Annotated in this window: 25 protein-coding genes; 10 read left to right on the top strand and 15 right to left on the bottom strand. The window is 68.9% G+C overall.

Annotation, left to right across the window (positions count from 1 at the left end):
* Positions 1-49: 49 nt before the first annotated feature.
* Positions 50-829, bottom strand: a complete 780-nt coding sequence (locus tag GE300_RS02410) for an SDR family NAD(P)-dependent oxidoreductase (RefSeq protein WP_154444518.1) — start codon at positions 827-829, stop codon at positions 50-52.
* Positions 830-1,106: 277 nt separating this feature from the next.
* Between GE300_RS02410 and GE300_RS02405 the strand changes: the two genes are divergently transcribed.
* From GE300_RS02405 to GE300_RS02385, 5 genes are all read left to right on the top strand, one after another.
* A complete protein-coding gene (locus GE300_RS02405) occupies positions 1,107-2,087 on the top strand; it encodes a TRAP transporter substrate-binding protein (protein ID WP_154444517.1) in 981 nt (326 codons plus the stop codon).
* Positions 2,088-2,163: 76 nt separating this feature from the next.
* Positions 2,164-2,658 carry a TRAP transporter small permease gene (locus GE300_RS02400; RefSeq protein WP_154444516.1) on the top strand — a complete coding sequence of 165 codons (495 nt, stop codon included), beginning with the start codon at positions 2,164-2,166 and terminating at the stop codon, positions 2,656-2,658.
* Positions 2,645-3,949: a TRAP transporter large permease gene (locus GE300_RS02395; RefSeq protein ID WP_154444515.1), complete on the top strand. Its 1,305-nt coding sequence runs from the start codon at positions 2,645-2,647 to the stop codon at positions 3,947-3,949. Before GE300_RS02400 ends, GE300_RS02395 begins: the two co-directional genes overlap by 14 nt.
* Positions 3,950-4,184: 235 nt before the next feature.
* Positions 4,185-5,480 carry a sulfite oxidase gene (locus GE300_RS02390; RefSeq protein WP_154444514.1) on the top strand — a complete coding sequence of 432 codons (1,296 nt, stop codon included), beginning with the start codon at positions 4,185-4,187 and terminating at the stop codon, positions 5,478-5,480.
* A 57-nt stretch (positions 5,481-5,537) separates the two neighbouring features.
* The gene (locus GE300_RS02385; protein ID WP_154444513.1) at positions 5,538-6,245 is read left to right on the top strand and encodes a c-type cytochrome; all 708 of its coding nucleotides are present in this window, start codon (positions 5,538-5,540) and stop codon (positions 6,243-6,245) included.
* Positions 6,246-6,270: 25 nt separating this feature from the next.
* Here GE300_RS02385 and GE300_RS02380 read toward each other — a convergent pair whose 3' ends face one another.
* Together GE300_RS02380 and GE300_RS02375 are read right to left on the bottom strand one after the other, a co-directional pair.
* Complete coding sequence (locus tag GE300_RS02380; RefSeq protein ID WP_154444512.1) at positions 6,271-7,014, bottom strand: hypothetical protein; 744 nt, start codon at positions 7,012-7,014, stop codon at positions 6,271-6,273.
* The gene (locus GE300_RS02375) at positions 7,011-7,661 is read right to left on the bottom strand and encodes an RNA polymerase sigma factor (RefSeq protein WP_233416708.1); all 651 of its coding nucleotides are present in this window, start codon (positions 7,659-7,661) and stop codon (positions 7,011-7,013) included. The genes GE300_RS02380 and GE300_RS02375 overlap by 4 nt, the downstream gene beginning before the upstream one ends.
* Before the next feature lie 40 nt (positions 7,662-7,701).
* Here GE300_RS02375 and GE300_RS02370 point away from each other — a divergent pair, with 40 nt between their 5' ends.
* Both GE300_RS02370 and GE300_RS02365 read left to right on the top strand, forming a co-directional pair.
* On the top strand, positions 7,702-8,625 hold the full coding sequence (locus GE300_RS02370; RefSeq protein ID WP_325063066.1) for a LysR family transcriptional regulator: 924 nt from the start codon (positions 7,702-7,704) through the stop codon (positions 8,623-8,625).
* Positions 8,626-8,678: 53 nt separating this feature from the next.
* Complete coding sequence (locus tag GE300_RS02365; protein ID WP_233416707.1) at positions 8,679-9,350, top strand: peroxiredoxin-like family protein; 672 nt, start codon at positions 8,679-8,681, stop codon at positions 9,348-9,350.
* 37 nt (positions 9,351-9,387) lie between these two features.
* Here GE300_RS02365 and GE300_RS02360 read toward each other — a convergent pair whose 3' ends face one another.
* The 4 genes from GE300_RS02360 to GE300_RS02345 all read right to left on the bottom strand — a co-directional run bounded on the left by GE300_RS02360 (position 9,388) and on the right by GE300_RS02345 (position 13,215).
* Entirely contained in the window at positions 9,388-10,557 is a 1,170-nt protein-coding gene (locus GE300_RS02360) for a patatin-like phospholipase family protein (RefSeq protein WP_154444509.1), read from the bottom strand.
* A gap of 72 nt (positions 10,558-10,629) precedes the next feature.
* The gene (locus GE300_RS02355) at positions 10,630-11,427 is read right to left on the bottom strand and encodes a 3-hydroxybutyrate dehydrogenase (RefSeq protein WP_154444802.1); all 798 of its coding nucleotides are present in this window, start codon (positions 11,425-11,427) and stop codon (positions 10,630-10,632) included.
* Between the two features lie 96 nt (positions 11,428-11,523).
* The gene (locus tag GE300_RS02350) at positions 11,524-12,360 is read right to left on the bottom strand and encodes a 3-hydroxybutyrate dehydrogenase (RefSeq protein ID WP_154444508.1); all 837 of its coding nucleotides are present in this window, start codon (positions 12,358-12,360) and stop codon (positions 11,524-11,526) included.
* 66 nt (positions 12,361-12,426) lie between these two features.
* Positions 12,427-13,215 (bottom strand): sensor histidine kinase, encoded by a 789-nt coding sequence (locus GE300_RS02345; protein ID WP_154444507.1) that lies wholly within the window; start codon positions 13,213-13,215, stop codon positions 12,427-12,429.
* A 233-nt stretch (positions 13,216-13,448) separates the two neighbouring features.
* Here GE300_RS02345 and GE300_RS02340 point away from each other — a divergent pair, with 233 nt between their 5' ends.
* The 3 genes from GE300_RS02340 to GE300_RS02330 all read left to right on the top strand — a co-directional run bounded on the left by GE300_RS02340 (position 13,449) and on the right by GE300_RS02330 (position 16,331).
* The gene (locus GE300_RS02340; RefSeq protein ID WP_154444506.1) at positions 13,449-14,378 is read left to right on the top strand and encodes a LysR family transcriptional regulator; all 930 of its coding nucleotides are present in this window, start codon (positions 13,449-13,451) and stop codon (positions 14,376-14,378) included.
* Positions 14,379-14,523: 145 nt separating this feature from the next.
* Positions 14,524-15,006: a cupin domain-containing protein gene (locus GE300_RS02335; RefSeq protein ID WP_154444505.1), complete on the top strand. Its 483-nt coding sequence runs from the start codon at positions 14,524-14,526 to the stop codon at positions 15,004-15,006.
* A gap of 107 nt (positions 15,007-15,113) precedes the next feature.
* The gene (locus GE300_RS02330) at positions 15,114-16,331 is read left to right on the top strand and encodes an MFS transporter (protein WP_154444504.1); all 1,218 of its coding nucleotides are present in this window, start codon (positions 15,114-15,116) and stop codon (positions 16,329-16,331) included.
* Between the two features lie 335 nt (positions 16,332-16,666).
* Here GE300_RS02330 and GE300_RS02325 read toward each other — a convergent pair whose 3' ends face one another.
* The 8 genes from GE300_RS02325 to GE300_RS02290 form a co-directional block, all read right to left on the bottom strand.
* Positions 16,667-17,167: a DUF302 domain-containing protein gene (locus tag GE300_RS02325; protein WP_154444503.1), complete on the bottom strand. Its 501-nt coding sequence runs from the start codon at positions 17,165-17,167 to the stop codon at positions 16,667-16,669.
* A 205-nt stretch (positions 17,168-17,372) separates the two neighbouring features.
* On the bottom strand, positions 17,373-18,083 hold the full coding sequence (locus tag GE300_RS02320) for an HAD family hydrolase (RefSeq protein ID WP_154444502.1): 711 nt from the start codon (positions 18,081-18,083) through the stop codon (positions 17,373-17,375).
* Between the two features lie 32 nt (positions 18,084-18,115).
* On the bottom strand, positions 18,116-19,177 hold the full coding sequence (locus tag GE300_RS02315; RefSeq protein WP_325063065.1) for an ABC transporter ATP-binding protein: 1,062 nt from the start codon (positions 19,175-19,177) through the stop codon (positions 18,116-18,118).
* Between the two features lie 11 nt (positions 19,178-19,188).
* Complete coding sequence (locus GE300_RS02310) at positions 19,189-20,241, bottom strand: NAD(P)-dependent alcohol dehydrogenase (RefSeq protein ID WP_154444501.1); 1,053 nt, start codon at positions 20,239-20,241, stop codon at positions 19,189-19,191.
* Between the two features lie 4 nt (positions 20,242-20,245).
* Positions 20,246-20,497 (bottom strand): DUF2160 family membrane protein, encoded by a 252-nt coding sequence (locus GE300_RS02305; RefSeq protein ID WP_154444500.1) that lies wholly within the window; start codon positions 20,495-20,497, stop codon positions 20,246-20,248.
* A gap of 4 nt (positions 20,498-20,501) precedes the next feature.
* Positions 20,502-21,338, bottom strand: coding sequence for a carbohydrate ABC transporter permease (locus tag GE300_RS02300; protein WP_154444499.1), 837 nt, complete (start codon positions 21,336-21,338; stop codon positions 20,502-20,504).
* An 11-nt stretch (positions 21,339-21,349) separates the two neighbouring features.
* Positions 21,350-22,222 carry a carbohydrate ABC transporter permease gene (locus GE300_RS02295; protein ID WP_154444498.1) on the bottom strand — a complete coding sequence of 291 codons (873 nt, stop codon included), beginning with the start codon at positions 22,220-22,222 and terminating at the stop codon, positions 21,350-21,352.
* Positions 22,223-22,366: 144 nt separating this feature from the next.
* Positions 22,367-23,818 carry an extracellular solute-binding protein gene (locus GE300_RS02290; RefSeq protein WP_154444497.1) on the bottom strand — a complete coding sequence of 484 codons (1,452 nt, stop codon included), beginning with the start codon at positions 23,816-23,818 and terminating at the stop codon, positions 22,367-22,369.
* Positions 23,819-23,907 lie beyond the last annotated feature (89 nt).

The following is a 23,907-nucleotide window of genomic DNA, read 5'->3' as shown; positions in this document are numbered from 1 at the left end:
GTCGCGAAAGTGTGCCGGGCAAGGCTTCGAGCCTTCGGCCCGGGGTGGCTCACGGCATCAGCTGGCCGCCGTTCACCTCGATCGTCTGGCCGATGATGTAGCCCGCAAGCTCGGCGGAGGCGAGGAACAGGTAGGCGCCCACGCATTCCTCGGCCACGCCGAGCCGGCCCAGCGGCACGGTTGCGAGCATGGCGTCGAGCTGCGCCTGGGTCGAGTAGCGTTCGTGGAACGGCGTGGTGATCACGCCCGGGGCGACCGCGTTCACGCGGATGCCGTGGGCGATCCATTCCTTCGCCATTCCGCGGGTGACGTTGGACACGAACGCCTTCGACGAGCCGTAGAGGCCGGCCCCGCCGCTGGCGCCGTTGCGCGCGGCGACCGACGTCGTGTTGATCACGAACCCGCCCTGCTTCTTCAGGTACGGGAAGGCGGCCCGCGACGCGGCCAGGATCGACCGCGCGTTCAGATCCATCACCGCCTGGTAGTCGTCGTCCGTCACCTCGGCGTAGGACACGCGCTTGACCATGCCCCCGGCGTTGTTGATCAGCCCGTCCAGCCCGCCGAACGTCTCGGCCACCTCCTCGACCGCGGCCGCGAGGGCCGCGGAATCGCGCGCGTCGGCGCGCACCGGCGTCGCGGTCCCGCCGGCCGCGCCGATTTCCCTGGCAAGCGCTTCGGCCGCATCCTTGCTGGCGTTGTAGTGCACCCCCACCCGCGCGCCCTGCGCCGCGAAGGCGCGGGCCAGCGCGGCACCGATGCCGGTCGAGGCACCGGTGATGAATACCGATTTTCCGTCAAACTCGGGAAATCTGCAGGCGGCAAGGGACATGGTCGAACTCCTGTTCCGGGCAATTCCGTGTGTTTCCGTCGCGTCGCAGGGCAGGTGGCCGGGGCGGCTTCCGGCGCGGCGCGATGTCCGCCGACCCCGAAGCCGTCTTCCGTCCCCCCACACCACCCGACCGGGGCTGCCCCCGGGTCGCGGCCGGGCTGGCCGATGCGCGAAAACAAGTGAACAAGTGTTGCACGACGTTGCAACCTAATACCATACTACCATTCACAAATGGCCGCGGCGCGAACGGCGGCCGGTACACAACCGGAGGTAAATCATGAAATTCATTGCGAATGCCGCAGCGGGCTGCGGCCTTCTGGCGCTGACGGCGGTGCCGTCGCTGGCGACCGAGCTGGTCGGCGCCGTGCAGTTCGACGAAAGTCACGCCTTCACCAAGGCGCTGCGCGAGTTCGAGCGGCTGGCCGGCGAGTGCTCGGGCGGATCGCTGACCTTCAATCTGCACCTGAACTCGGAACTGGGGCTGGAGAAGGACTATTTCGAGAACATGAGCCAGGGCATCGCGGTCGACTACGCGATCGTCAGCCCGTCGCACATGTCCACCTTCTCGCAGAAGGCGCCGCTGATGGACATGCCGTTCCTGTTCCGCGACCTCGACCACTGGAACGCGGCGATCGAGCAGGGCGCGCTGGAGCCGCTGGCCCAGGACGTGCTCGAGCAGGCCAACGTGCGGCTGATCGGCTATGCCGGCGGCGGCACCCGGAACCTGATCGTCAACCGCCCGATCACCAACATGGAAGAACTCGAGGGCCTGCCGATGCGCGTCATGGGCGCGCCGATCCAGACCCGGATCTTCGAGGCGATCAAGGCCGCGCCCTCGGTGATCGCCTATTCCGAGGTCTACAATGCGATCCAGACCGGGGTGATCGACGCCGCCGAGAACGAGGCGGCGGGCATCGAGCAGATGAAGTTCTACGAGGTCGGGCCGGAGATCTCGCTGACCCAGCACGCGATCACCGTGCGGCCGCTGGCGATCTCGGAGGCCACGTTCCAGCGCCTGACCGAAGAGGAGCAGGCCTGCGTGCTGGAGGCCGGCGCGGCGGCCGGCAAGCTGGGCCGGGAAATCGAAAGCGGCCAGGACAGCGAGAAGCTGGCGGCGATGGAAGAGGCCGGCTATCTGAAGACGCACGAGTTCACCGAACGCGACAAGCTGCTTGAACTCGCCGCACCCGTGAAGCGCGCCTATGCCGAAGAGCTTGGTGCGCTCGACGTGCTCGAGGCCATCGAGGCGGTCGAGTAATCTTCCTTGCGGCTCGTGGTGCCCCGGCACCGCGGGCCGCACCTTCCCTGAAGCGCGATTCCGGATGCGAGGCACCATGCGCTGGCTGCTCGACGGCTACTACCGTTTACTGCAGATCCTGATCACCGCGCTGATGGGCGCGCTGATCATCCCGGTGGCGATGCAGATCCTCAGCCGGTACACCGGGATCATCCCGCGCTACATCTGGACCGAGGAGATCGCGCGCTTCTGCTTCGTGTGGATCATCATGATCGGGGCGATGATCGGGGTGCGCGACGGCACGCATTTCGACGTCGACGTGCTGCCGCACAGCGCCAGCCGCTGGCGCGAGTTCGCCGCGCGCATGTTCGTCAACGTCGCGATCCTTCTCATGGCGCTGTCGTTCATCTGGTGGGGCTGGGATTTCGGCATCCTCGGCTCGCGGCAGGTGTCCGAGATTTCCGGGCTGCCGATGCTGGCGATCTACATCGCCTGGCCGGTCGCCGGGGTGACGTGGACGATCTTCACCCTCGAGCGGATCTGGAGCGACTACATCAACCTTCGCCAAGGAGACGCCCATGGGACCGGCTGAAGTCGCCGCGATCCTGTTCGGGACGTTCGGCATCCTGGTCTTCCTGCGGGTGCCGGTGGCCTTCGCCCTGGGCCTTGCCGTCGTACCAGTATTCTTCATCGAGGAACGGCTGACCCCGATCCTGCTGATGCGCGAGATGTTCAAGAGCTACAACGCCTTCGTGCTGCTGGCGGTGCCGTTCTTCCTGCTGGCCGCGAACCTGATGAACCATTCGGGCATCACCGACCGGCTGATCCGGCTGGCGCGCGCCATGGTCGGCCATCTGCCCGGCGGTCTGGGGCACGTGAACGTCGTGGTCTCGATGCTGTTCGCCGGGATCTCGGGCTCGTCGACCGCGGACGCGGCGGGGATCGGCTCGCTGCTGATCCCGCAGATGAAGAAGGAACGCTACGACAGCTCGTTCGCGGTCGCGATCACCGCCTGCTCGAGCGTGATGGGCGTGATCATCCCGCCGTCGATCCTGATGGTGGTCTGGGGCGGGCTGATGTCGGTCTCGATCGGCGGGCTGTTCCTGGCCGGCGTGGTGCCGGGGATCCTGATCGCCGGCAGCCAGATGCTGACCGTGTACATCTACGCCCGGCGGCGCGGCTATCCGATCCACGCCCGCGCCACCTTCTGGGAGCTGATGCGCGCCGTCGGCGGCGCATCGCTGGCGCTGATGACCCCGATCATCATCGTCGGCGGCATCGTCGGCGGGTTCTTCACCCCCACCGAGGCCTCGGTCGTGGCGGTGATCTATTCGCTGGTCCTGGGGGTCTTCGTCTACCGCTCGATCAAGCCGTCCGAGCTGCCCAAGGTGCTTTACGACAGCGCCCGCTTCGCCGCGATCACGCTGTTCTGCATCGGCACCGCGTCGGCCTTCGGCTGGAGCCTGGCGTATTTCAAGATCCCCGCGGCGCTGGTCGCCCAGATCGAGGCCATGGGCCTGGGCATCGTCGGCATCGGCATCATGAGCGCGCTGGCCTTCCTGCTGATCGGCATGTTCATCGACGCGATCCCGGCGATCATCATTCTCGGCACGGTACTGTTCCCGGTGGCCCAGCACGTCGGCATGCACCCGATCCACTTCGCGATCATCGGCGTCATCAGCCTGGCGTTCGGGCTGGTCACGCCGCCCTACGGGCTGTGCCTGCTGATCGCCGCGTCGATCGGGCAGATCCGGCTGATCGACGCGTTGCGCGACGTGACGGTGATCCTGCTGCCGATGCTGGTGGTGCTGCTGATCATCATCCTGGCGCCGGATCTGATCCTGGCGCTGCCGCGCTGGCTCATGCCCAACTTCGTGCAGTGACGGAACGCCGCGCGGGCGCCGCGCGGCGCCCGCGCCCCCTCGCCCGGGCCGAAATCGCGCAACAGCACCGTTCCGCCGCGCCGGAGCCTGGACCTTGCCGCGTCCGGCAAGCCCTGCGGCCGGCATGAGGGCCCGCCGAAAAACGCGCGCGCGGGGAATAAATCCCCCGCCTCGCACGTCCATCCTGAAACGATGATGAACAACAACATGACCGTCGCCAATCAGGGAGGATACCATGGCGCTCGATGACGACAGAAAACCCAATGTGCGGGAGTTCTTCGCGCAGGATCCGGAGAAGGCCGACAGGGACTTCTTCGGGCGGGTCGCAAATCCGGACCGGCGCGGCTTCCTGCGGCGCACCGGGCTGGCGACGATGGCGGCCATGGTCGGCACCTCGATCCCGTTCCACCGGAACATGCCGATCGGCTTCGTTCCGGCGGCGATGGCGCAGGACAACGTGCTTGTCGGCAAGGACGGGCTGACGCTTCTGAACGACCGTCCGGTCAACGCCGAGACCCCGCCGGAGCTGCTGGACGACGCGATCACGCCGACAAACCGCCACTTCATCCGCAACAACGGCATCCCGCCCGAGGAGGTCGATCCCGAGACCTGGACGCTCACCATCGACGGTTTCGTCGATACCCCGCTGGAGCTGACGATCGCGGATCTGCGCGAGCAGTTCGAGGTGGTGACCATGGCGCTGACGCTGGAATGCGGCGGCAACGGCCGCGGCTTCTTCAACCCGCCCGCCACGGGCAACCAGTGGACCTACGGCGCGGTGGCCTGTTCCGAATGGACCGGCGTGCGCCTCAAGGACGTCCTCGAAAAGGCGGGCGTGCAGCCCAGCGTCGTCTATACCGCACACTACGGCGCCGACGGGCATCTGTCGGGCGATCCGGACAAGCTGCCGATCTCGCGCGGGGTGCCGATCGAGAAGGCGATGACCGACAACATCCTGATCGCGTTCGAGATGAACGGCGGCGCGCTGCATCCGATGAACGGCGCGCCGCTGCGCCTGGTCGTGCCGGGCTGGCCTGCGTCCACTGCCCAGAAATGGCTGACGCGCATCCAGCTGCGCGACCAGGTCCACGACGGGCCGAAGATGACCGGGACGTCGTACCGCGTGCCGGCGTATCCGGTCGCGCCCGGCGACGAGGTTCCGGAGGAGGATTTCGTCATCATCGAGCGGATGCCGGTGAAGTCGCTGGTCACCTTCCCGGCCAACAATTCCGACACCGGCATGGCGACGCCGGTGCGCGGCCACGCCTGGTCCGGCGACCGGACGGTGGACAAGGTCGAGATCTCGATCGACTTCGGCACCACCTGGATGACGGCCGAGCTGGACGATCCGGTCAACAGCGGTGCCTGGCAGAACTGGCGCGCCGACGTGACGCTGCCCCAGGCCGGCTATTACGAGATCTGGGCGCGCGCCACCGACAGCGCCGGCGAGATGCAGCCGTTCGCCATCGACTGGAACCCGAAGGGCTATCTCAACAACACCATGCACCGCGTCGGCATCCGCGCGAGCTGAACCAGGCGGGGCGGCCGGCCAGCGACCGCCCCGCACGCTTCCCCACAGGAGACGAACATGACCTTCGCAGTTTTGCGAGCCTGCCTGCTTGCGACCGCGTTCGGCGCCGCCACCCCCGGCCTGGCCGACATCGACGCGGCGCTGTCGAACGCCGATATCGCCAAGGGCGAGCGCGTATTCATGAAGTGCAAGGCCTGCCACACGGTCGAGCAGGGCGGCAGCCGGAAGACCGGCCCGAACCTCTACGGCGTCGTCGGCGGGCCGGTGGCCGCATCGGACGGCTTCAAGTATTCGGGCGCGCTGCGCGATCATGGCGGAGAATGGACACCTGCCCGGCTGGACGCGTTTCTGGCCGCGCCCAGGGCCGCGGTGAAAGGCACCAGGATGGGCTTTGCCGGCCTGAAGGACCAGGCCGACCGCGCCGATCTGATCGCCTATCTCAATACCTTCTCCGACAACCCGCTGTCGCTGGCGGCCGCCGATCCCGCCGCGGCGGCCGACGCGGACGAGGAATACGAGTTCGGCGTGCTCGTCGATGCACCCGGCGTCGAGGCGACCTACTACGCCTGCACGGCCTGCCATTCGGAGATGATCGTGGCGCAGCAGGGGCTGAGCCGGAAGAAATGGGACGAGCTTCTGGACTGGATGGTCGAGGAGCAGGGCATGGCCGAGATCGACGAGCCGGAACGGACCGAGATCCTCGACTATCTCGCCGCGCACTACAACGAGGGCCGGCCGAACTTCCCGCAGCCCGCGGCGAACTGAGCCCGCCGTCCGGGCCGCGCAGCCGTCACCCCACGCACGGGGTGGCGGCCTCGGTCGCGGTTTCGAGCGCGGCGTACATGCCGCTTGCGGCCTCCCGGCGCGTGACCGCCTGCAGGTAGGCCGAGATGGCGGCGAACTTTTCCGTGTCCATGCCGGTGGCGATGATGCCGTGGCGCAGCCCGTCGGCGGTGGCCCAGACGGCGCTTTGCGCGTCCCGGACCGCCGTGCCGGGCAGCGCGGCGGTGCCGCGGAAATACGACAGGCGGCACCCGTTGCGGCCGGCGTAGTGCGCCACCGTCCCGTCCCCGAACGCGCGCCGCGTGACCGATACCAGGTTGGCCGCGCTCAGGTCGGGCCAGTCGTCGGAGGCCGACGCCGCGATCGTCGCGACATCGGTCCGATCCACCGCGAACGGCTGCCCGGCAAGCTCAAGATGCGCATCGAGCGGCGTCTCGGGCGCGAACTGCCCGGTACCGACGACCACGGCCACCAGCAGCCCGGCCGCGATCGCGCCCGCGGCCAGCCAGGTCAGCGGGCGGCGGTTCGCGGTCGCGCGGAGGGCGGGCGGCGTCGCGGCGGCCGGCGGTTGCGCGGGCAGCGGGCGCATGGCGCACAGGCTGGCCGAGACTTCGCAGACGCCGGCCAGCGCGGCGGCAAGCGCCGGTTCCGCGGCCAGCCGGGCCTCGATGCCGCGCGCCGCCTCGGGCGCCAGTTCGCCGTCGTGATAGGCGCTGACCAGTTCCCAGTCCCGGTCCGTCAGGTCACTCATCGCTTTCGCATCGCCTTTGCATCTTCGGTCGCACCGCCCTCTACAAGGCGCAGCAATGCCCTGCGGGCCCGGCTGATCCGGCTCATCACCGTTCCCTGCGGCACGTCCATGACCTGCGCGGCCTCCGCATACTTAAGCCCCATGACATCGACGAGGAACAGAACCTCGCGAACCTCGGGCGGCAGTTTCTCGAAGGCCCGTCGGATCAGGATGTCCCGCGCCACGTCCGGCGTCGCGCCGGCCCCGTCAGACAGACGTTTCCCGGCCGCCAGATATTCCCTGCGCACGCGAATTTTTCGCAATTCGTCGTAGTGCAGGTTCCGGATCACCCGGAACATCCACGGCCGCAGTTCCTCGAGCCGCGCCGGCCTGCCGTCGGACCGCAGGGCGCGCTCGATCGCATCCTGCACCAGATCTTCCGCATCGTGCCGCGACGATGCGATCGAGATCGCGTAGGCGCGCAGCGCGGGCAGCAGGATTTCCATCTGGGACAGGGACGCCATCGCGGGACCATGCAGCACTTTGCCAGAGGCGTCAAAACCGGCGGGCCGCGCGGCGGGCGTCGCGGGCGCACCGGCGCCTAATCGTGGGAATGTGGCCGGATACCTTATAGACTTGTTGCTGAAGGGCAGTTTCGACTCGGTCAAGAGCACGCCTTTGTGGGCCTGCGCGGGGATGGTGTTTTCGATGGAACTTCACCAGATTCGCTATTTCCTCGCGCTTTCGAAAATCCTCAATTTCACGGCCGCAGCAGAAGCATGCCATGTCTCGCAGCCCGCGCTGTCGCGCGCCATCTCCCAGCTCGAGGGCGAGCTTGGCGGCGCGCTGTTCCGCCGCGAGCGCAAGCTGACGCACCTGACCGAGTTCGGACGCACGGTGCTGCCGTCGCTGCGACAGTGCTTCGAGGCCAGCCAGCATGCGAAGGTTCTGGCCCGCAGTTTTCACCACGAGGGCCATGCGCCGCTGAGCATCGCGCTGTCACGGATGATCGACATCGACCTGCTGGCCCCGGTGCTCGCCGAACTGGGCACGGCGTTTCCCAGCATCGAGGTGAAGATCTTCCGCGGCTCGGCGCGCGAGATCGCGCTGCGGCTGAAGAACGGCGACGCCGAGGTGGCCATCGCCGACCCGCTGCCCGACGAATGGGAGCGGTTCGAGACCCGGGCGCTGTTCGAGCAGGCGTTCGGGCTGCTGCTGACCCGTCGGCACCGGCTGGCCGGGCGAATGCCGGCGGCGCTGCCCGATCTGGCCAGCGAGCGCTTCCTCAGCGTCCCGGAATGCGGCGTGATCGATGCGATCGAGATGGAGATGCGGACCCTTGGGGTGCAGACCGTGGCCCGGCACGAGGTCGACGCGATCGAGGACATTCCCAGCCTGGTGCGGGCGAACTTCGGGCTGGGCATCTGGCCGCTGGGCCGGCCGTGCGATGCCGACCTGATGATCGGCGGGATCCGGGACCATGCGATGCGCAGCCCGGTGCGGGCCTGCACCGTGTTCGGCCGGCAGCATTCGGTCGCGGCGCGGACGCTGATCTGCCTGCTGCGGTCCCGGGACTGGTCGCACCGAAGGTTGCCGGCGCCGCCGCACCGTTCAGTGGAGCATGTGTCGTGACCGGCGCGTCTTTAGCAACGCAGCTCATGGACTGTACCCGGCGCTGTCGCGACATGGACGCCCCGCTGGAGCAGCGGCTGACCGTCATGGCCGACGACGTGCGCCGGCTGGCGCCGCAGTTCGCTCAGGTCGTCGACCGGATGGTGGACCGGCTGCGGGCGGCCGGCGCCGGCGCCGAAGCGCCCGGGATCGGCGAGGTGATGCCGCCGTTCGTGCTGCCGGACGAGACCGGTCGGCTGGTCAGCCTCGAAGAACTGCACAAGGCGGGCGCGGTGGTCGTCGCCTTCCTGCGCGGGCACTGGTGCCCGTATTGCCGGATCACCGCCGATGCCCTGGCCGGGGTCGAGCCCGAGATCCGCCTGCGCGGCGGGCGGCTGGCGATCCTTACCCCCGAGGTTCAGGAATTCAATGCGGCGCTGAAGGCGGATGCCGCCGCCGACTGCCCGATCCTGACCGATCTGGACAACGGCTATGCGCTGGCGCTCGGCCTCGCGATCCAGCTCGACGACGAGAAGCGCTCGGCGATGCTCCACGCCGGCTGGGACATCGCCGGCTTCCACGCCAACGACCACTGGATCCTGCCGATCCCGGCGATCTTCGTCGTCGACCGCAGCGGCACGGTGCGCGGGCGGTTCGTGGACCCGGACTACCGCAAGAGAATGGATATCGAGGACCTGCTGCGCGCGCTGGACACGGCGCGGCGGGCCACCGACCGGCGGCGCTGATCGCGCGCCGGCCGCGTCCGGCCGCCGCGCGAGGCGCTCAGGCGGTGGCGCGCAGCAGCTCGTCCGGCTCGGGCGCGTCGTGCAGGATGACCCCTTCGAGCGGGTCGAACGCCTCGCGCCACGGCGCGCGCTGCAGCGCCTTGCTGGTGTGCTCGTAGCCGGCCTGCCAGCGCTTGCGGACGCCGTTCCAGCTGAAATCGACGTCCTTGGTCTGGTCCTCGCGCTCGAGGCTGGGCGCCAGCAGCCGCACGACGTGCATCCGCGTCTGGCAGCCGTAGGACAGCAACTCGCGCACCTCGGGCCGGGCCCGCGCGCCTTCGGGCAGATAGGCCGCAAGATCGTTGATGATGTGACGCATCCGGTGCGCCTGTTTCTGGCGCGCGATGTGGCTTGCGACGCGGCTGGAATACTGCACGTTCTTCTGGCGGTGCATCACCTCCCAGATCGTGCCGGGTTCCTCGCCGACGGGGTTCCACAGGTGCACCGCGAAGATCAGCGAGTTGCGCCGCGGGTTGTCGTCGAACACGACCTCGGTCGGGGTGTTCGACAGGATGCCGCCGTCCCAGTAGAGCTTGCCGTCGATCCGCACCGCCGGGAACGCGGGCGGCAGCGCGCCGGAGGCGAGGATGTGGTCCATCGACAGCGCACCGTCGCGGCTGTCGAAATAGTGCATCATGCTGGTGCAGACCTCGGCCGCGCCGACGGTCAGCCGTGGCGTGCTGTGGTTGAGCCGGTCGACGTCCAGCAGTTCGGCCAGCGTCTCGCGCAGCGGCGCGGTCGAGTAGTAGCCGGCGTGCTCTTCGCCAAGCGGCATGTGCGCGCCCATGAACGCCCGAAGATTTGGCTCGAAAAATCCCTTCTGACCGCCGAACAGGGTCGACCAGAACGCCAGCGGCGGCGCGGCGGGCAGCAGCTCCAGCACCGGGTCCAGCATCCCGCGGCGCGACATCAGCTGCCAGAAGTCGCGCAGCGCGGTCAGCCTGTCGCCGGGCGCGTTGCCGGCGATCAGCGCCGCGTTGATCGCGCCGATCGAGGTGCCGATGACCCAGTCGGGCTCGACCCCCGCGTCGTGCAGCGCCTCGTAGACCCCGGCCTGATAGGCGCCGAGCGCGCCGCCGCCCTGAAGCACCAGCACGACCTGACCGACCTCGGCGGACAGCTCGCCGAGCGCCGATCCGTTGGATTTCGCCTTGCTGTGTTTGTTCATCTCGATTGCTCCTGTTCTTCCATCCGGAAGCTGTTGTCGGTGGGCCCTTGGGGGCAGGGCCGCCCTGCGCGCCTATTGCGCGGTCCAGCCGCCCTCGACCGGCAGCGCGGTGCCGGTGATCGATGCCCCGGCATCGGTGCAGAGGAACACCGCCAGGGCACCCAGCTGCTCGGTCGTCACGAACTGGCGCGTCGGCTGGGCATGCAGCAGCACGTCGCGGATCACCTCGTCCTCGGTCAGGCCGCGGGCCTTCGCGGTCTGCGGGATCTGCTTCTCGACCAGCGGCGTCAGCACATAGCCGGGGCAGATCGCGTTGACGGTGATGCCGTGCTCGGCGACCTCCAGCGCCACCGTCCGCGTCAGCCCGAGCACGCCGTGCTTGGCCGCGACATAGGCCGACTTGAACGGCGAGGCGACGAGGGCGTGGGCCGAGGCGACGTTGATGATCCGGCCCCAGCCCTGCGCCTTCATGCCGGCGACGACCGCGCGGGTGGCGTGGAATGCCGACGACAGGTTGATGGCGATGATCGCATCCCATTTCTCGGGCGGGAAGGTCTCGATCGGCGCGACGTGCTGAATGCCGGCGTTGTTGACCAGGACATCGAGCCGGCCGAATTCGGCGCGGGTCCGTTCGATCATCGCCGCGATCTGCTCCGGCCGCGTCATGTCCGCGCCGTCATGGGCGATGGTGGTGCCGAATTCGTCCGCAATATCCTTGCGGGTGCGCTCTATCTCGCTTGCGTCACCGAAACCGTTCAGCATCACGTTCATGCCGGCGCCGGCAAAGGCGCGGGCGATGCCCAGGCCGATGCCGCTGGTCGATCCGGTGACGACGGCGGCCTTGCCGGCAAGGCCGCGGCCGGTCGCCATGGCATCGGCGGGTTCCGGCCGCGTGCCGGCGGTCGGGGCGGGGGGGCGAATGGTTGTCGTGGTCATGGTCCTGTCCTGCGATGAAGGGATGGTGGCTCAGCGGGCGGTCCAGCCGCCGTCGATGGGCAGCGCGGCGCCGGTGATCGAGGCGGCATCTGCGCTGCACAGGAACGCGGCGAGGGCCCCGATTTCGCCGGTTTCGACGAAACGACCCGTCGGCTGCGTCGCGCTCAGGAAATCGGTCTTGACCTGCTCCTCGCTGACACCGCGCAGCTTGGCGGTCTCGCCGATCTCGTGCCGGATCAGCGGCGTCAGCACATAACCGGGGCAGATCGCGTTGACCGTGATCCCCTGGTCGGCAACCTCCAGCGCGACGGCGCGGGTCAGGCCGACGACGCCGTGCTTCGAGGCGGCGTAGGCGGCGGCGTTCGGCGCGCCGACCACGCCCAGCGCCGATGCGATGTTGATGATCCGCCCCCAGCCGCGCGCCTTCATGCCGGGAAGCGCGGCGCGAACCGCTTGGTAGGCTGCCGTCAGGTTGATCGAAAGCGTCGTGTCCCAGTGCGCCGGGGGCATGCTTTCGACCGGCTCGACGTGGAAGACGCCGGCGTTGTTCACCAGGATGTCGACCTGCCCGAAGGTCCGGGCGCAGTCTTCGACCATCGCGGCAATCTCGCCGGGTCGCGCCATGTCGGCGGGCGCGTACGCGACCGCCACGCCGTGGTCCTTGACCATACCGCTGCGCAGCGCCTCGACCGCGTCGGCCTCGCCGAACCCGTTCAGCATCACGTTGACGCCCTTGGCGGCAAGCGCACGGGCGATCCCCAGGCCGATGCCGCTGGTGGAGCCGGTGACGATCGCCGATCTGCCGCGAAGCGGTCTTTCCGTTGCCGCGGCGTCGGCTGTCCGGGACTTCAGAACGTGTTCCTGCATCTCATTCCTCGTTTGCAAAGATTTCGTGGTGCGTACGGGGTGCGCCGGGGCGCGGCGGCGGCCGGTTCAGCTCCGGCCCCGCGGCAGACGCAGCGTGAAGGTCGCGCCGCGCCTGTCCGCATTGTTGGCGGCGTCGATCCGGCCGCCGTGGTTCTCGGCGATCAGCCGGACGATCCAGAGGCCCAGCCCGCTGCCGGGGGCGGTGGCGTCCGACACCGCGCTGAGACGGGTGAACGGGCGGAAGGCGCGGGCCAGATCGCCGTCGCTCAATCCCGGTCCGTCGTCGCGGACAAGAACCGCCACGCCGCCGTCGTCGATTCGCGTGGCCTCGCAGGCGACGATGCCGCCCGGCGCCGCGTGCTTGACGGCGTTGTTGACCAGGTTGTCCAGCGCCTGCAGCAGGGTTTCCGCATCGCCCCGGATCCACAGCGGACCGGTGTCGTCGGCGACGACCCGGACCCGGCGCTCGGCCGCCAGCGGCGCGTTGCCGGCCACGGCGCGGGCGATCAGCTGCGCCAGATCGACATCCTGCGCGACCACGGCAAGCGGATCGCCATGCAGGCGCGTGCGGTCCAGCAGCCCCATCAGCACGCCCTGCAGCCGGTCGACGAGCGCGTCGGCACGGGCGGTCAGTTCGGTCAGGCGGGGCCGCGGCGCCTTGGCATTCTCGATGCCGATGGCGTCGACCAGCAGCGACAGGTTGGCGAGCGGCCCCTTCAGGTCGTGCGCGACGATGGCCAGCGCACCGGGATGGTGAGCGTGCGTGACGCCGTCGCTGTCGCCGGGGCGGGGCCGGCGCGACGCGCCGGGACGGGCGCCACGGCGGGGGGTCTGGATCTGGATGTCGGCTTGCATCTGGGCCGTCCTTCCGAAGCGGTTTGGTTGCCGCAAGATTGCCGCCGACCCGGCTGCGGGGGAAATATTGTTACTGCACGGTTTCCATAGCGCGACGTTATCGACCTTCCGGCGGCCCCGGAGGCGGGCGGTCGATACCTTCCATGCATGGAAATCATCGCCGATCGGTATCCTGGGCCGGCGGTGCCGCGGGGGATGCTGGATCCAGCCCGCCAACCGCCCGGGAGGCCCCGATGCAGTTCCAGGAAGTGCGCTATTTCATCGCCCTGAGCGAGACGTTGAACTTCACCCGCGCGGCCGAGGTGTGCAACGTCTCGCAACCCGCCCTGACCCGCGCCATCAAGGCGCTCGAGGACAAGCTCGGGGGCGGGCCGCTGATCCACCGCGAGCGCGGCAATACCCACCTGACCGAGTTCGGCCGGATCATGCTGCCGTACTTCGCCACCGTGATCGCCCAGCTGGAGGCGGCGCAGCTGAAGGCGCGCTCCTACGCGAAGCTTGCCGACGCGGCGCTGGGCGTCGGCCTGCTGTGCACCATCGGCCCGGCGCGCCTGGTGTCGCTGTTCGCGGGGTTCGCCCGGCGGCACCCGCAGATCGACATCCGGCTCGAGGATGGCTCGGCGGACGATATCGAAGAGCGGCTGATCGCGGGCGACATCAACCTGGCGATTTCCGCGCGGCCCGAACAGCTGGACCCGCGCCTGCACGGCATTCCGCTGTTTCGCGAGAGGTTCGTGGTGGCGCTGGCGCCGGACGATGCGCTGGCGGCGCGGCCCGTGGTGCGGATGCGCGATCTGAACCGGCGCCGCTATCTGGGCCGGGCCAACTGCGAGTTCTACCAGCAGCTTCGCGACATCCGCCAGCGCCTGGGCGGGATCGAGTTCCAGCGGCCCTATACCAGCGGCCGCGACGACTGGATCCAGAACATGGTGCTGGCCGGGCTTGGCTTCACCTATATCCCCGAGTACGCGGTCGCGCTGCCCGGGCTGGCGATCCGTCCGCTGGTCGAGCCGGAGGTCGTGCGCCTGGTGCAGCTGGTCACCGTCCGCGGCCGGCCGCACAGCCCTGCGGTCGGCGCGTTCGTGCATGCCGCGCGCCGCCAGCCCTGGGACGGCAAGGTCGACGCGCCGGCCGCACGCGTGCCGGCCCGCGCCGACGCCTGAGCCCGGCCCGCGCCGTCATGCACGGCGCGTATCGAAACAACGCCCATCCGGCATTTCACCCGCGCCGGGGCATTCGGCACTCTCAGGCTTGTGCTGATCGGGGATCGAGCCCCGCAGCCTCCAGCCATGCAAGAGGAGCTTCGACATGCCGTTTCAAACCATTCTTCGCCGCATCGCCGCCTGCAGCGCCCTGACCGTCGGCGCCGCATCCGTGGCGACGGTCGCCCAGGCCGGGGAATGCCCCGGCGGCCAGACCGTCACCGAAAGCAACGTGCAAAGCGACGCCGGCGCGAAGGGCGTCACCGACACGGTGATCGGCTCGATCGACCTGGCCGAGGAGGCGCCGATGCTGGACCACGCCAGCTTCCGCCTGCGCCGGCTGGAGATCGAGCCCGGCGGCGTCGTGCCCTGGCACAGCCATGGCGAGCGGCCGGCGATCATCTACATCGTGTCGGGGGAAATCATCGAGCACCGCAACACCTGCGCGGTTCCGATCGTGCACAAGGCGGGGGATGTCGCGACCGAGGTGCACACCACCGCGCACTGGTGGGAGAACACCACCGACGCGCCCGTCGTGCTGCTGTCGGCGGACATCTTCCCCGAGGCGACCGACCCCAACCAGATGTAGGGCCGCAGCGCCGTTCGCCGTACGGGCGGACGGCGCGACGCCCGCGCCGCCGCGCCGCGGCCGCCGTCGGCGCGCCGGCCGGCGGCGGCTTGCGAGGAAAGCGTGCGATGAGCTATCCCAATTCACCTGTCCCCGCCGGGATGCGGATGCAGCCGGCCCACGCGGCCCATATGCGCTCGGTCGTCGTCGGGGTGATCGGCTTCCTGACACTGGTCGACTTGTTCGCGGCGCAGGCAATCCTGCCGTCGCTGCTCACCCGCTACCAGGTGTCGCGCGCGGCGATCGGCTTCGCCGTCAACGCCAGCACCATCGGCATGGCGGTCTCCTGCCTGGCGGTGGCGCTGGTCAGCCGCCACATCAACCGGCGCACCGGGATCTGGGTCAGTCTGGCGCTGCTTGCGGTGCCGACCTCGCTGCTGGCGGTGGCGCCGGATCTCGCGAGCTTCACCGCGCTGCGCCTCACGCAGGGGGTGTTCATGGCCGCGGCGTTCACCCTGACCATGGCCTATCTGGCAGAGCACTGCAGCGCCGAGGATACCGCCAGGGCGCTGGCCGCCTACATCACCGGCGTCGTCGCCTCGAACCTGGTTGGCCGCTTCGTCGCCGCCGCGGTGGCCGACATGTACGGGCTCTCGGCCAGCTTCTACCTGTTCGCGATGCTGAACCTGTCGGGGGCGGCGCTGGTGCTGGTTTCTCTCGACCGCATGGCGGTGATGGCGTCGCCCGGCGCGCCGCGCTCGCCGCTTGCCGCCTGGGGCCAGCACCTGGGCAGCCCGGCGCTGCGGGCGGCGTTCGGCATCGGCTTCCTGATCCTGTTCGCCTTCATCGGTATCTTCACCTACGTCAACTTCGAACTGTCCGGGCCACGGCTGGGCGTCGGCCAGATGATGCTCGGCGTCGTCTATCTGGTGTTCCTGCCGTCGATGCTGACCACGCCGCTCGCCGGCCGGACCGCGGTGCGGGTCGGCACGCGCCGGGCAGTCTGGGCGGGGCTGGCGGTCGCCGCGGCGGGGCTGCCGCTGATCGTGTCGGCGTCTCTGTGGGCGGTGCTGGGCGGGATGGTGCTGGTGGGCGTGGGCACGTTCTTCGCCCAGGCGGTGGCCACCGGCTTCGTCGGCCGTGCCGCCAGCTCCGACCGCGCGGCGGCCAGCGGGCTCTACCTGGCAAGCTACTATCTCGGCGGGATTGCCGGCGCGGCGGTGCTGGGCCAGGTCTATGACCGGCTCGGCTGGACCGCCTGCGTGGCGGCGGTGGGCGTGTCCCTGCTGGCCGCCGCGCTGCTGGCCGTGCGGATGCAGCTGACGGAGGCGGCGCAGCCCGGCTGAGCCGCGGACGGGCAGCTTCGCGCGCGGGGCGCAGCGACCCCGCGCGCGTTGCATGGCGCCGGCGCCGGCTTCGGCGCGCCGCGGCCCGTCAACGGGAGCAGGGCGCGACCGACAGCAGCGTCCGTAGGGGCTGCCCCGGGTCGGACGGCAGCGCCCCATGCCGCGATCAGCGCGGCTCGCACAAGCATCGGAGGTTCCGGAGCAATTGCCGGCCGGGCGATCCGCGGCGGGCGAGCCCGGCGCGGGCGGGAGCGATGCGCCGCCTGGCCCGGCCGGCATCTCGGATCGGCCGCGCATGGGGAGAGACGATGCGGCGGCCGATCCCCGGCGCCGCGCTATCGCGCGGCGACGCTGGCGGCGATCGAGGTGATGACCTCGGTCGCCTTGGCGAACTCGGCATCGCGGTCGGTGATGCCGTGCCGCGCGGCGATCCAGGCGAAGTCGGTGTAGCTGACCCAGACCTGACCGCCGTCATCCTGGCTGACCAGCACCCGTACCGGCCAGTCCAGCCCCGCCTCGGGCCGCGCGGTGATGAACAGCGAGCCCAGTGCCGGGTTGCCGAAATTCAGCTGCGTCGTCGGCTGCAACTGGATCCCGGCGGCGCCGGCAAGCGCCGACTGGTCGACCTGGAAGAAGAACACGATGCCCTTGTCGGCGATGTCGGCCTTCAGCCGGTCGATCGTGTCCTGCATGTCGTAGGCGCTTTTCAGCGTCACGATGCCGTCGCCCTCCAGGGCGACGGTGGCCGCGACGGCCCGAAGTCCCTGTGTCGCCGGCAGGGTCATCCCCAGCCCGACGACGGCCGCGAGCAGCGCGCTGCGCGTGATTGATGGCATTTTTGTCCTCCTGCGATTCCCGGCGCCCGTCACGGGGCGGGTGGCCCCGACAACCTGCGCCGTCGCGCGCGCCCGGAAAAATGCCGAGTGGGTCTGGGTTCCATACCGCCGCGCTATCGCACTGCGCAGGGGTTCGCGGTCGATCATCGCGGCGGGGAATTCCTGCCCGGCGCGCCGGTTTCGCGTCGCCCCGAACGGCGTCGGTCTACTTCTGCCGTTTCCCCCCGGCGCGGCCGCCGCCGGTCAGCGCCTCGAACGCGGGCCCGAGGCTGTCCAGCACCGGATCGGCCCCGGCCCGCGCCAGCGTCGCGCGATGCGCGGCGCGGACCCCGTCCAGGTGCGAGCCGCCGACGAAGCCGACCGCGGCCATCCCCGCCGCCCGCGCCCCGGCCACGCCATGCGGCGAATCCTCAAGCACGGCGCAGTGCGCGGGCGGCACGCCCAGCGCTTCGGCGGCGTGCAGGAACAGGTCCGGCGCCGGTTTGCCGCGGGCAACGTGATCGGCGCTGAACCCGCGCAGCCGGAACCGCGCGGCGAACCCGCCAAGCTCCAGCGTCCGCTGCATCCGCCGCACCGAACCGCCGGTGGCGATCGCCATGCCGATGCCCGCCGCCTCCAGCCGGTCCAGCAGCGCCCCGGCGCCCGGGATCGGGCGCAGCTTCTCGGCGTAGACCGCGAACAGCCGCGTCTCGACCCGCTCGACGAAATCCTCCGGCACCGCGACGCCGCTGCTGCAGGTGATGTGCCGGCAGATGTCGGTCATCGACACGCCCAGGAAGTGGGTGCGGATCTGCCCGGCGCTGGCGTCTGTCAGGCCGATCGCGCGCATCTCGGCCGCGAGCGCCTCGAGCGAGTGCGGCTCGCTGTCCACGAGACACCCGTCGAGATCGAATATCACGGCGCGAATACCGGTCATGCTCCATGCCTGCGTCCCGCGGACGGTGGGACTCAGAGACGCTGTTCGGTCTTGCGGTCGAACAGGTGTACGGCGGCGGGATCGATGACGAAACCAAGCGGCTGACCCGGCCGGGCGGTGATCCGCTCCTTCACGATGGCGTCGATCAGGTCCTTGCCGGCCTTGGCGAACACCTGGGTTTCCGAGCCGGTCGGCTCGACCACGACGACGTTCATCGGTATGCCCTCGGGGCCGATCCGGATGTGCTCGGGGCGGATGCCGTAGGTCACCTCCTGGCCGTCGGCGGCCGGCGTCTCGGGCACCGGCAGCGTCAGCCCGCTTTCCGAGACGAACTGCTTTGCGGCGCCGTTCGCGGCGATCCTTCCGTGCACGAAGTTCATCGACGGCGAGCCGATGAAGCCGGCGACGAAGACGTTCTGCGGGTTGTCGTAGAGATCGAGCGGCGCGCCGATCTGCTCGACCCGGCCGTCGCGCATGACGACGATCTTGTCGGCCATGGTCATCGCCTCGATCTGGTCGTGGGTGACGTAGACGATGGTGGTGTTCAGCCGCTGGTGCAGTTCCTTGATCTCGACCCGCATCGTCACCCGCAGCTTCGCGTCCAGGTTCGACAGCGGCTCGTCGAACAGGAACACCTGCGGGTCGCGGACGATCGCGCGGCCCATGGCGACGCGCTGGCGCTGGCCGCCGGACAGCTGCTTGGGATAGCGGCCCAGCAGGTGGCCGAGGTCCAGGATTCCGGCGGCGCGTTCGACCTTGTCCTTGATCTCGGCCTTCGGCCGCTTGGCCATCTTCAGCGGGAAGCCGATGTTGTCGAACACCGTCTTGTGCGGGTAGAGCGCGTAGCTCTGGAACACCATGGCGATGTCGCGTTCCTTCGGCGGCACCTCGTTCACCACCCTGCCGCCGATGGCGATGCTGCCGGCCGAGATCTCCTCCAGCCCCGCCAGCATCCGCAGCAGCGTGGACTTGCCGCAGCCCGACGGGCCGACAAGGACGACGAACTCGCCGTCATCGATGTCCACCGAGACGCCGTGCATCACCTGAACGTTGCCGTAGCGCTTCATTACATTGTCGATTCTGACGTCGGCCACGACGGCACTCCTTATTGCGGCAGTTCGATCTGCATCTTGACGTCCGCCGGCGGGGCGGAGGCGGCGATCTCGAACGCCTTGACGCTGTCGTCGAAGTCGAAGGTGCGGGTGATCAGCGGCTTCACGTCGACCGTGCCCGAGGACAGCATGGCGACGCAGCGCGGGAACACGTGGGCGTAGCGGAAGATGTTCTCGACCCGCGCCTCGCGCACCATGGCGGCGCCGGCGTCGTAGCTGATCGGGTCGGGCTGGCCGCCGATCATCACCACGCAGCCCCCCGGCGCCAGCGGCTCGAACACGCCCGCCGCCGCCTTGGGCGAGCCGGTGGCCTCCCAGACGACGTCGGCGCCCCAGCCGTCGGTGTCCGCCTTGACGCGCGCCACCAGATCCTCGCGGCTGACGTCGACCGGGGTGATCGCCGGGCTCAGCGCGGCGGCGATCTCCAGCTTCTTCTCGGCCAGGTCGGTGACGTAGACGCGGGCGCAGCCGGCGGCCAGCGCGGCAAGCGCGGTGACCAGCCCGATCGGGCCGGCGCCCATCACCACGCCGATGTCGCCCGGCTTCACCCGCGCCTTGGTCGCCGCGTGCACGCCGACGGCCAGCGGCTCGACCATCGCCGCCTCGGCGAAGCTGACGTTGTCGGGCAGCTTGAAGGTGAACGCCTCGGGGTGGACGCAGGTCGGCCGCAGGATGCCGTGCACCGGCGGCGTCGCCCAGAACCGGACGTTCGGATCGACGTTGTACATGCCCAGCCGCGTCGCCCTGGAGTTCGGGTCGGGAACGCCCGGCTCCATGCAGACCCGGTCGCCGACGGCAAGGGTGGTGACGTCGGCTCCGGTCTCGATCACGGTCCCCGACGCCTCGTGGCCGAGGATCATCGGCTCGTTCACCACGAACGGCCCGATCCGGCCGTGGGTGTAGTAGTGCACGTCGGAGCCGCAGATGCCGACCGTGTGCAGCTTGATGCGGACGTCGCGCGGGCCCAGCGCCTGTTCGGCGCGGTCGATGGCGGGAAAGTCACGCAGGCTCAGGACGTCCTTTTTCTCGAGAACGAGCGATTTCATGGGTTCACCCTTTCCAGACGATGAAGATGCCGAGGATCACGGCGATGACGTGGGCGAAGTTCAGCGACAGCCCGGCCGGTTCGATGAAGCGCAGCCAGAACAGGGACAGCGCGACCCAGATCACGACCGAGATGAAGATGCGGTCGAACCAGTTGGTCTCGATCGGCAGGAAGCCGGCGGCGCCGGGCGCCGGCCCGGTGTCCTCGTCCGGCTCGAGGATGTCGATGGGCGTCTCGAGGTCTTTCTGATCGGCCATGATGCTATCCTTTCACCGCGCCGAAGGTCAGGCCGGCCACGATGTGCCGCTGCACCAGGGTAAAGACGATCAGCGCCGGGATCAGCGTGAACACCGAGATCGCGGCCATGATGCCCCATTCGGTGCCGGTGGTGGTGACGTATTCCGACAGCCCGGTGGTCAGCGTGCGCGCGCTGAAGTTGGTCAGCGTCGCCGCCAGCAGGTATTCGTTCCAGGCGAAGACCCAGGTCAGGATCAGCGTCACCGCCAGGCCCGGCCGGCACAGCGGAAAGACGATCTCGGAGATCACCTTCCAGCTCGACGCGCCGTCGACGAAGGCGGCCTCGTCCAGCTCGCGCGGGATGCCGTCCAGCGTCGGCCGCAGCGTCCAGATCGCGAACGGCAGGTTGAAGGTGCAGTACACCAGGATCATGCCGATCCGGGTGTCCAGCAGGGTGAAGTCGCCAACCCGGTAGACCTGCGTCATCAGCAGGAACAGCGGCAGCAGGAACACCGCCGGCGGCGCCATCCGGTTGGTGATGGTCCAGAAGAAGATGCTTTCCTTGCCGCCCATGCGGAACCGCGTCAGCGCGTAGCAGGCGAAGAAGCCCAGCGCCGTGCTCAGCAGCGCATTGCCGCTGGAGATGATCAGCGAGTTCATCATGTAGCCGCGCAGCGTGCGGTCGGTCCAGACGTCGACGTAGTTCTGCCAGTAGAATTCGCTCAGCAGGATCTCGGGGGTGGTGAACAGGTCCACCGCCGGCTTCACCGAGACCACGAACAGCCAGTAGATCGGGAACAGCGTCAGGAAGCTGACGAAGATCCAGAACAGCGTCTGCAGCCAGGGATTGCGCTTTTTCATCGATCAGCCCCTCACTTCTGGTTCCGCGGCGCGAGCATGCTCACATAGAGCAGCCAGCAGGCGACGATGGTCAGGTAGAGGACGATCACCGAGATCGCCGAGCCGTAGCCGTAGTTCGTGCGCGGGAACACCTCCTTGAAGATGTGCACCCCCAGGTAGCGGGTGGCCGAGCCCGGCCCGCCGCCGGTCAGCATCAGCACCTCGTCCACCGTGCGCAGCGCGTCCATCAGGCGGATGAACACCGTCGCGACCACCGCGGGCGCGATCATCGGCAGGGTGATGTGCCAGAAGATCTGCCGCTTGTTGGCGCCGTCGATCTGCGCCTGCTCGAACGGGTCGGGCGGCAGCGACACCAGCGCCGCGATCAGCGTCAAGGTCACCAGCGGCGTCCAGTGCCAGACGTCCATGATCACGGTGACGGCGAACGCGGCGGCGGCGCTCTGGCCGATGTTCAGGTCGAGCCCGAACCAGGTGTCCAGCAGGTTGGGAATGATCCCGATCGACGGCGTCGTCATCAGCTTCCAGATCGAGCCGACGATGATCGGCGCCATGATCAGCGGCAACGTGTGGATGGTGCGGAAGATCGCCTTGCCGGGAAAGTCCTTCATGAACGCCTGCGCCAGCACGTAGCCCAGGATCAGCTCGCTCACCACCGCGAAGAACACGAAGGCGATGGTCACCCCCAGCGAGGCCAGGAAGGCGGCGTCGAACACCAGGCGCCGGAAGTTCTCGGCGCCGTTGTAGATGATGTCGGGGTTGGCGGCGAACGGGTTCCACTGGTGGAACGACAGCCACGCCACATACAGGAACGGCACCACCCCGAACAGGAACAGGATCAGCAGCGAGGGCGCAAGGAGTATCCAGCCCAGTCTGTTGGATTGCATCGGCCTGACCTCCCGCGATTTCGATGCATGTCACCGGCGCGCCGGCCCGGCGGGTCGAGACGCGTGTGCCGGGGCGCGTGTGCCGGGACGCGTGTGCCGGGACGGGCCGCCGGCTGGCGACGGCCCGTCCCTCAGGGTTCCGTCCTACTGGCGATAGCCGAGGTCGGACAGTTCCTGCTCGGCGGTGGCGGCCATCTGGTCGAGGCCCTCGTCGACGCCAAGATCGCCGGTCAGGATCTGGTAGAAGATCGGCGCGGTGGCCTCGCGCAGCTGCGCGTGGAACGGATAGGCCGGGGCGCCCTTGAACAGGTAGCCCTGGTCGCGCAGCATGTCGTAGTAGCCGCCCAGTTCCTCGTTCAGCTCGGCGACCTTCGGCGAATCATAGGTCGAGTCGAGCGTGATCCGCGGCGCGGCGATCGCCCATTCCTCCTGCACTTCCGGCAGCGCCATGAACTGCAGGAACAGCAGCGAGGCGTCCTGGTTCTTCGAGGTCACCGGCAGACCGAAGGCGCCGCCGTCGTAGTAGCCGATGTAGCCCTCGCCGGACTCGGCGGCCTCCATCACGCCCTCGGCCAGCGGCGGCAGCGCGACGCCGACGTTGCCGACGACGCGGCTTTTGGTATCGTCGGTCGCGATCCAGGCGGCGTTCTCGCCATAGACCAGGCCCTGCGCGGCGCGCCCGGCGGCGAAGGTGGTGGCGACCTCGGTCCAGGTGGATTGCACCGACTCGGGCGGCGCGATGTCGCGCATCGACAGCCACCAGGTCATCGCCTCCTTGGCTTCGTCCGAGTTCATCGTCCCGCCGTTCTCGACCGAGGCGGCGTAGTTGTTGTCGGGATCGATGCCCCAGTTGTAGACGCCGAAGGTCGGCGCGACGGACTCGAAGAATTCGTACCAGGACGCCGGGTGGCCGGTGTGCGCCTGCGCGGTCGAACCCCAGACGTCCTCGCCCTTGTCCTGGAACCAGCTGGTGAAGAACTGCGCGATCTCGGCGTATTCCTCGTGGGTCTTGGCGGGCTCCAGCTCGCGGCCGGTCTGCTCCTGGAAGGCGGCGCGGATCTCCTCGTCGCCGAACAGGTCGGTGCGGTAGAGGTAGATCTTGATGAAGGCTTCCATCGGGATGCCGTAAAGATCCCCGTCCTCGCCGCGGAAGTTGTCGGCGAAGGTGGTGAAATTCTCCTCGGCATATCCCGCCGCCTTCAGATCCGGGTTTTCCTCCAGCGCCTGCGAGATGTTCACCAGGAAGTCGCGCGCAAGGTAGGCGTAGACGATGTCCTGCTCGATGTAGATCATGTCATAGATGCCGGTACCGGCCTCCATGTCCTTGATCGCCTTGTCGTACATCTGGTCCCAGGACGTGGTCTCGACGTCGACGCGGATGCCGGTCAACTCCTCGAACTTCGGCGCCAGCACGTCCGAGATGAAATTCGACGGCGGGGTCGATTCGGTGACACCGCGCAGCGTGACGCCGTCGAACCTGGCGCCGGCCTCCTGCCACCAGCTTTCGTTCTCGATCTGCAGCTCCTGCGCGAACGCGGCGCCGGCAGCCAATGCGATCGCCAGCGCGGACGCGCCGGCCCTGAATGCGGTTTTCATGTGGTCCTCCCGATTGTACGCGGGGACCGCGCGCCGACGCGAAGCTTCCCCAAGCATCGGCATCCGTCGCTCCCCGATGCAAGGATGCA

This window comes from Halovulum marinum, from assembly GCF_009697225.1.
Lineage (GTDB): Bacteria > Pseudomonadota > Alphaproteobacteria > Rhodobacterales > Rhodobacteraceae > Halovulum > Halovulum marinum.
Note: the sequence above shows the minus strand (reverse complement) of the source record. Positions and strands in the feature narration are given on the sequence as shown.

Coding starts and splice junctions, on each gene's coding strand:
- GE300_RS02410 (WP_154444518.1), bottom strand. CDS start 829: ATGTCCCTTGCCGCCTGCAGATTTCCCGAGTTTGACGGAAAATCGGTA.
- GE300_RS02405 (WP_154444517.1), top strand. CDS start 1,107: ATGAAATTCATTGCGAATGCCGCAGCGGGCTGCGGCCTTCTGGCGCTG.
- GE300_RS02400 (WP_154444516.1), top strand. CDS start 2,164: ATGCGCTGGCTGCTCGACGGCTACTACCGTTTACTGCAGATCCTGATC.
- GE300_RS02395 (WP_154444515.1), top strand. CDS start 2,645: ATGGGACCGGCTGAAGTCGCCGCGATCCTGTTCGGGACGTTCGGCATC.
- GE300_RS02390 (WP_154444514.1), top strand. CDS start 4,185: ATGGCGCTCGATGACGACAGAAAACCCAATGTGCGGGAGTTCTTCGCG.
- GE300_RS02385 (WP_154444513.1), top strand. CDS start 5,538: ATGACCTTCGCAGTTTTGCGAGCCTGCCTGCTTGCGACCGCGTTCGGC.
- GE300_RS02380 (WP_154444512.1), bottom strand. CDS start 7,014: ATGAGTGACCTGACGGACCGGGACTGGGAACTGGTCAGCGCCTATCAC.
- GE300_RS02370 (WP_325063066.1), top strand. CDS start 7,702: ATGGAACTTCACCAGATTCGCTATTTCCTCGCGCTTTCGAAAATCCTC.
- GE300_RS02365 (WP_233416707.1), top strand. CDS start 8,679: ATGGACGCCCCGCTGGAGCAGCGGCTGACCGTCATGGCCGACGACGTG.
- GE300_RS02360 (WP_154444509.1), bottom strand. CDS start 10,557: ATGAACAAACACAGCAAGGCGAAATCCAACGGATCGGCGCTCGGCGAG.
- GE300_RS02355 (WP_154444802.1), bottom strand. CDS start 11,427: ATGGCGACCGGCCGCGGCCTTGCCGGCAAGGCCGCCGTCGTCACCGGA.
- GE300_RS02350 (WP_154444508.1), bottom strand. CDS start 12,360: ATGCAGGAACACGTTCTGAAGTCCCGGACAGCCGACGCCGCGGCAACG.
- GE300_RS02345 (WP_154444507.1), bottom strand. CDS start 13,215: ATGCAAGCCGACATCCAGATCCAGACCCCCCGCCGTGGCGCCCGTCCC.
- GE300_RS02340 (WP_154444506.1), top strand. CDS start 13,449: ATGCAGTTCCAGGAAGTGCGCTATTTCATCGCCCTGAGCGAGACGTTG.
- GE300_RS02335 (WP_154444505.1), top strand. CDS start 14,524: ATGCCGTTTCAAACCATTCTTCGCCGCATCGCCGCCTGCAGCGCCCTG.
- GE300_RS02330 (WP_154444504.1), top strand. CDS start 15,114: ATGAGCTATCCCAATTCACCTGTCCCCGCCGGGATGCGGATGCAGCCG.
- GE300_RS02325 (WP_154444503.1), bottom strand. CDS start 17,167: ATGCCATCAATCACGCGCAGCGCGCTGCTCGCGGCCGTCGTCGGGCTG.
- GE300_RS02320 (WP_154444502.1), bottom strand. CDS start 18,083: ATGACCGGTATTCGCGCCGTGATATTCGATCTCGACGGGTGTCTCGTG.
- GE300_RS02310 (WP_154444501.1), bottom strand. CDS start 20,241: ATGAAATCGCTCGTTCTCGAGAAAAAGGACGTCCTGAGCCTGCGTGAC.
- GE300_RS02305 (WP_154444500.1), bottom strand. CDS start 20,497: ATGGCCGATCAGAAAGACCTCGAGACGCCCATCGACATCCTCGAGCCG.
- GE300_RS02300 (WP_154444499.1), bottom strand. CDS start 21,338: ATGAAAAAGCGCAATCCCTGGCTGCAGACGCTGTTCTGGATCTTCGTC.
- GE300_RS02295 (WP_154444498.1), bottom strand. CDS start 22,222: ATGCAATCCAACAGACTGGGCTGGATACTCCTTGCGCCCTCGCTGCTG.
- GE300_RS02290 (WP_154444497.1), bottom strand. CDS start 23,818: ATGAAAACCGCATTCAGGGCCGGCGCGTCCGCGCTGGCGATCGCATTG.